The sequence below is a fragment of the Vibrio sp. V43_P6S15P86 genome (assembly GCF_009904725.1).
Lineage (GTDB): Bacteria > Pseudomonadota > Gammaproteobacteria > Enterobacterales > Vibrionaceae > Vibrio > Vibrio diabolicus.
The window spans coordinates 1-6,240 of record NZ_WXWT01000481.1; the positions used below are offsets into that span (position 1 = coordinate 1).

4 protein-coding genes are annotated in these 6,240 nt (G+C 47.7%); 1 reads left to right on the plus strand and 3 read right to left on the minus strand.

All coding sequences use genetic code 11. The features are described 5' to 3' along the window. Positions 1-103 precede the first annotated feature (103 nt). The gene (locus tag CAG69_RS21570; protein WP_006740879.1) at positions 104-637 is read left to right on the plus strand and encodes a GNAT family N-acetyltransferase; all 534 of its coding nucleotides are present in this window, start codon (positions 104-106) and stop codon (positions 635-637) included. 124 nt (positions 638-761) lie between these two features. On the opposite strand, the gene putP is transcribed toward CAG69_RS21570, so the two are convergent. The 3 genes from putP to putA all read right to left on the minus strand — a co-directional run. Next, positions 762-2,255: a sodium/proline symporter PutP gene (gene putP, locus CAG69_RS21575; RefSeq protein WP_124008166.1), complete on the minus strand. Its 1,494-nt coding sequence runs from the start codon at positions 2,253-2,255 to the stop codon at positions 762-764. Between the two features lie 136 nt (positions 2,256-2,391). After that, complete coding sequence (locus CAG69_RS21580) at positions 2,392-3,099, minus strand: 1-pyrroline-5-carboxylate dehydrogenase (protein WP_161446167.1); 708 nt, start codon at positions 3,097-3,099, stop codon at positions 2,392-2,394. 11 nt (positions 3,100-3,110) lie between these two features. Beyond that, the coding region (gene putA / locus CAG69_RS21585) for a bifunctional proline dehydrogenase/L-glutamate gamma-semialdehyde dehydrogenase PutA (RefSeq protein WP_161446169.1) at positions 3,111-6,240 on the minus strand (3,130 nt) is incomplete at its 5' end.

Sequence of the window (6,240 nt, forward strand, 5' to 3'; positions counted from 1 at the left end):
GGCTAGATGTCTCTAAGTGTTTCTGTTTAAATGATTTTTAATGATAACGCTCTGAATCCTGCATTACGAAACGATTGGAGTATAAAAGCCTAGGAGATTCGACATGGAAACCAAACGTTTAAAGCTCATCCCAGCTTGCTTGGAACGTGCAGAAGAAGCACATCAGGCCGTTGTTCGTAGCCAAAAAACGCTTGAAGTTTACCTGCCATGGGTACCTCACGTGCTCACTTTAGAAGCGATGATTGCAGGGACAGAGAAAGCCATCGCAAACTTTGAAAACTTCGAAGAAGAGTTGCGCTACTACCTAATCGACAAGGAAAGCGATCGTTTACTCGGCGCCATTGGGTTAATGATCCATGATCAAGAGATACCGGCATTTGAGATTGGCTATTGGCTTGATGATCGCGCGGTAGGCTACGGTTATATCTCTGAGGCGGTAGCGGCGATTGAAAACTATGCATTCGAAGCGTTGGACGCGAAAAGAATCGCGATTTTAGCCGATGCGAATAACCGCAAAAGTCGTGCGGTTGCTGAGCGCTGTGGGTATGAGTTTGAAGGTGAGCTACGCAATGCTCGGCGTGCGCCTTCTGGCGAGCTGAGTAACACCGTCATTTACGCCAAAGTTCGTCGTGACTAACACACTCACAACGAATAAAGCGACGTGAAAATCTGGCCTCAAGCAATCACCATTAACGTTTATTAAGTTCAGATAAAACAAAGCCCGCTGTATAAGCGGGCTTTGTGTTCGTAAAAGGAAGTAATTAGTCTAGTTCAACTAGTTTCTTCTCGTACGATTGATGTTGGTCTAATACGTCTTGCGCTGCACCGCCTGTCGTTTTGCTGATAACAACGATAGCAAGCGTAGAGAAGATGATGCCCGGTACGATTTCGTACACATCAAACCAACCGCCAGTTAGCTGCTTCCAAACTACGATAGTGATACCACCAACAAGGATACCTGCTAGTGCGCCGTTACGGTTCATACCGCTCCAGTAAAGGCTAAGTACAACCGCAGGACCAAATGCAGCACCGAAGCCAGCCCAAGCGTAAGAAACAAGACCAAGTACTGAACTATCTGGTGTCATTGCTAGGAATAGCGCAACAAGCGAAATCACGATGACGCCGATACGGCCAATCATTACGATTTCTTCAGAAGACGCTTCTGGCTTGAATACTTGCTTGTAGAAATCTTCTGCAAGCGCTGAAGATGAAACAAGAAGCTGTGAGTCTGCTGTACTCATTACCGCCGCTAGGATTGCTGCTAACAACATACCCGCAACGACAGGGTGGAATACTGCGTTAACCAATAGCATGAAGATCTTCTCGCCATCTTCTAGTTGAGTGCCCGGATGACCCGTAACCCAAACCAGACCGACAAGACCAACAAGCATTGCACCAACCATAGATAGTGCAGTCCAAATCACAGCGATACGACGTGCAGTCGTTAGATCTTTGTTTGAACGAGACGCTTTAAAACGCGCTAGGATGTGTGGCTGACCAAAGTAACCAAGCCCCCATGCCGCTAAAGAGATGATAGCAATCGCAGACAGTGGTTCGCCTTTGGCGTCATTCCATAGCGTTGCAAGTTCTGGGTTGATGTCATGCAGATCAGAAGTTAGCTGACCTAGACCACCGTCCATGACTGCAACAGGAACAATCATTAGCGCAGCGGCCATTAGCAGACCTTGCACTAAGTCAGTCCAAGATACCGCAAGGAAACCACCGAATAGTGTGTAAGAAACCACACACACCGTACCGATGATAACAGCGTAGGTGTAATCTAGACCGAATACCGTCTCAAACAGTTTGCCCCCTGCGACCAAACCTGAGCTGGTGTAGAAAAGGAAAAATAGAAGAATGAAAAACGCAGAGATTGTCTGGATCAGTTTCGACTTATCGTTGAAGCGACGTGACAGGAACTCTGGCAACGTTAACGCGTCAGTTTGGATACTGTAGGTACGTAGGCGTTTTGCACTGATGAGCCAGTTTGCCCATGTACCAAGAAGTAGACCGCCGGCTAACCAGAAGGCCTCGATACCCGCAGCGTACGCATAGCCAGGCAAGCCTAGCAGCAACCAGCCACTCATATCTGAAGCACCTGCAGATAATGCAGCAGGCCACGGACCTAGGCTACGGCCACCTAGGAAGTAATCAGATGAATTGGAAGTCCTCTTATACGCGTAAACGCCAATAGCAACCATAATCAGTAAATACGCCACAAAAGTGGACGTGATAGCAAAGCTATTTTCTATCATTAGATAGTCCTCGTTATAATTATTTCCTTCCTTGCCTGCCCTGATATTTTACCGTCTCAGCAATACATCAGAGTATAAGAAACCAATCTGGACCGGCTCTCAGTCCAGTTACTCCAGATTGGTATCACAAGTCAGGTTAGTGAGTTTCGTTCCCCAACTCGAGTAGAGTCGCGTTACCACCCACCGCGGTAATATTTATCGTTCGAGTGCGCTCGGTAATGAAGCGCAACGAGAGATGAGGATCATGAGCCAATTTCGGTGACTCTAAATCCGTTTCAGAAACTAAGCCGACGATTGCACCGTCACGCTTAGCTAGTTGAAGATTGAGCGCATGCTCAACCTGTGAACGCCCAACATAACCCACACTACGTACATCGCTCTCAAGCAACGGGGCAGACGCATCGTACGCAACAACCTGGACTAAGTTAGATGGGAAGTTTGCCAACGCTACAGCTTGCTTAACCAGTTGGTTTAGCTCTGCATTGTCACTGCAAACGACCACACTGTTGCCTGCAATTAAGGCACAGGTGATCATCGCAAAAGCACTGTATAACGCATTATCAGCAGGCTCGATGTTGTTTTCACAAATCACCAAAGCCACACCGCGTCCTGCGGCATACAGTTCGTTAGTTTCCCCGGTAGGGCCAACTAACTGGTGAATTTCTGCAAGAAGAGCTGATGCTTGTTGCAAGTGGTAAGAAACCACTTTGGCAACGGTAGACTGCTGCCCTTCTAATGCAGATTTAAATGCCAGAACATGCTCGCATTTGTAATCAAAATCAGTCAGATTCCACTGCTCCCACGCAGAGAATGCATCTTTAAAATAGGTGATCTGATGAACCATAATGCGACTCCTTATGCGTTTTCTGCTTGAGCAAGAAGATGTTGAGTAAAGCGGAATAGGTAGTGTGGACCACCAGCTTTCGGGCCAGTACCCGACAAGCCTTGACCACCAAACGGCTGTACGCCAACCACAGCACCAACTTGGTCTCGGTTGATGTAGCAGTTACCTACTCGAGCGTGTTTCTCAATCCAACGGTACGTGGTTTCGTTACGGCTATGGATACCCATCGTCAAGCCAAAACCCGTCTTGTTGATCTGCGCAACCACGTTTGGTAATTCAGACGCTTTAAAGCGAACAATGTGCAAGATTGGACCAAATTGTTCTTCTTTCAGCACATCGATGCCCGAGATTTCAAACGCACTTGGTGAGACAAAGTCACCATGCTGGCACGATTCATCCAGCTGTAGCTGAGCGACTTTAGTCTGTGTTTTGCTCATTTGCTCAAGGTGAGCGAGGAGTTTTTGTTTTGCATTGCTGTCGATAACCGGACCAACATCTGTTTTGTGTAGGTAAGGTAAACCAACATGCAGTTCATTCATCGCACCTTGAATCAGGTGGATCATACGGTCTGCTACATCTTCTTGTACAAATAGAACACGAAGGGCAGAACAACGCTGACCAGCAGATGCAAACGCCGAACGAATCACATCACGCACCACCTGCTCTGGCAATGCAGTACTGTCCACAATCATTGCGTTTTGACCACCTGTTTCCGCAATAAACGGAACCGGTTTCGCGCTGCGCTCCGCGAGCGTGACGTTAATGCGTTGCGCCGTTGCCGTTGAGCCAGTGAATGCCACACCAGCAATAGCATCATGAGAAGTCAGTGCATGACCAATCTCAGCGCCGCGACCAGTAAGTAACTGAATCACACCAGCTGGGAAACCCGCATCAAGCATTAGTTCAATAGCGCGAGCGGCAATTAAGCTTGTTTGCTCAGCTGGTTTTGCAACCACTGTGTTACCCGCAATCAGTGCTGCCGTCACCTGACCAAGGAAGATAGCCAACGGGAAGTTCCAAGGGCTGATACACACAAACACACCAAGGCCTTCACGGCTAGAAATGCGTTTCACACCATCAAAGCCTTCTAGCTCAAATGGCTGTAGGTTTTGCGCTTGTTTCGCGTAATAACGACAGAAATCCACCGCTTCACGAACTTCATCAATGCTATCGTGAATCGTTTTACCCGCTTCTTTGTGACAAATCGCCACCAGCTCAGCTAGGTTTTCTTCCATTAAGCCAGCAAGCTTTTCTAAACAAGCCGCTTTTTGCTCAACAGGAACGGCTTTCCAATCAGAGAAAGCAGTTTGCGCCGCATCAATTGCAGCGGAAACGTGCTCAAGAGTTGCAAATGCCACTTTGCCGACTTCAATTCGGCGATCGTACGGTGCGGTAATGATCTCAGCCGCATTTTCCTTGATCATGCTTTCGGCAAAGCGTTCACCATTGATCATCGGGCCTGCAACCCACTGGTTGTCCATGAAGCTTTCGACCTGAGCTTCAAATGGCTTCGCTTCACTGTCGATGTCAATGTTGACGCCATATGAGTTCTTACGCTCAGGGAAAATATCGGCAGGCAATGGAATTTTGTCGTTGTGTAGCGTGTCAAAACCCGTCAACACATCCACAGGGTGATGGGTCAACTCATAAATCGGACAACGCGCATCAACTAGACGGTGTACAAACGAGCTGTTCGCACCATTTTCAAGCAGACGACGAACCAAGTACGGAAGAAGATCAGCATGGCTACCGACAGGAGCATAAATACGTACTGGCTGACCGTACATTTTCATAACATGGTTATACAGTGAATCACCCATACCATGCAGGCGCTGGAACTCGTATTCTTTGTGCTCCGCCATGACAGCAATTGCCGTAACCGTGTGAGCATTGTGGCTTGCAAATTGTGGGTAGATATTACCGCGAACACCTTCGCTAAGTAGGAAACGAGCACAAGCTAGGTATGCAACGTCCGTCGCTTCTTTGCGAGTGTATACTGGGTAATTTGCATAGCCCGCTTGTTGAGACCACTTGATTTCGCTGTCCCAGTACGCGCCTTTAACCAAACGCAGCGGAATAACGTCACCTTGCTCTTTTGCGAGTGCATTTAGCCACACCAAGACTGGTAGCGCACGTTTTGAGTAGGCTTGAATAACCAAACCAAACTTGCCCCAACCTTTCACAAGATCGCTACGGTACACTTTCTCAAATAGCTTCAGAGAAAGCTCAAGGCGATCCGCCTCTTCTGCATCGATTGTGATTGCAACGTCGACTTCAATAGCACGTTTTAGTAGTTGCATTAGTGAGTCATACAACTCTGTCATTACACGTTCTTCATTTGCGACTTCGTAGCGCGGGTGTAATGCAGAAAGCTTGATGGAAATCGAAGGCGCTGGACTGGTGTCATTGCCGTAAGTCTCGCGACCCACCGCTTCGATCGCCATTAGGTAATCTTTGAAGTACTTGTTCGCGTCCGCTGTAGTTAACGCCGCCTCACCTAACATATCAAATGAATAGGTGAAACCTTTGTCGCGCATTGGGCGACCGTTCTTTTGCGCTTCTTCTATCGTACGACCACGAACAAACTGGTGACCCATGATCTTCATTGCCTGATACATGGCTTTACGAATCACAGGCTCAGAGAATTTATTTACCAGACGGTTTACAGCCTGACCTGGGCTCTGGGTGCCTTGCTCACCAAGACCAACCACTTTACCTGTTAGCATGAGGCCCCATGTTGATGCGTTAACAAACACAGAGTCAGAGTTTTTCAGGTGAGATTTCCAGTCTGCGACGCTCAACTTATCTTTAATCAAAGAATCTGCTGTCGCGGCATCTGGGATGCGCATTAATGCTTCTGCAAGACACATCAGCAAGATACCTTCTTGAGTATCTAAGCTGTATTCCAACAATAGAGCATCAATCATCTGGATTGACTTCTTATCGGCACGAATGGCTTCGATAAGTTGGGTCGTTTGGGTAGTGATCGCCGATTTTTCATCCTCTGTCGGCGTCGCTAGTGGCAATAGTTGCTCTAGCCATTGAGACTCGTCCACCATATATAATGGCGAGATCAGTGACCACAACTTATCAAGCGGCTGCCCGATAAATTCCGGTGTCAACACGTTCGTAGCTGTAAAC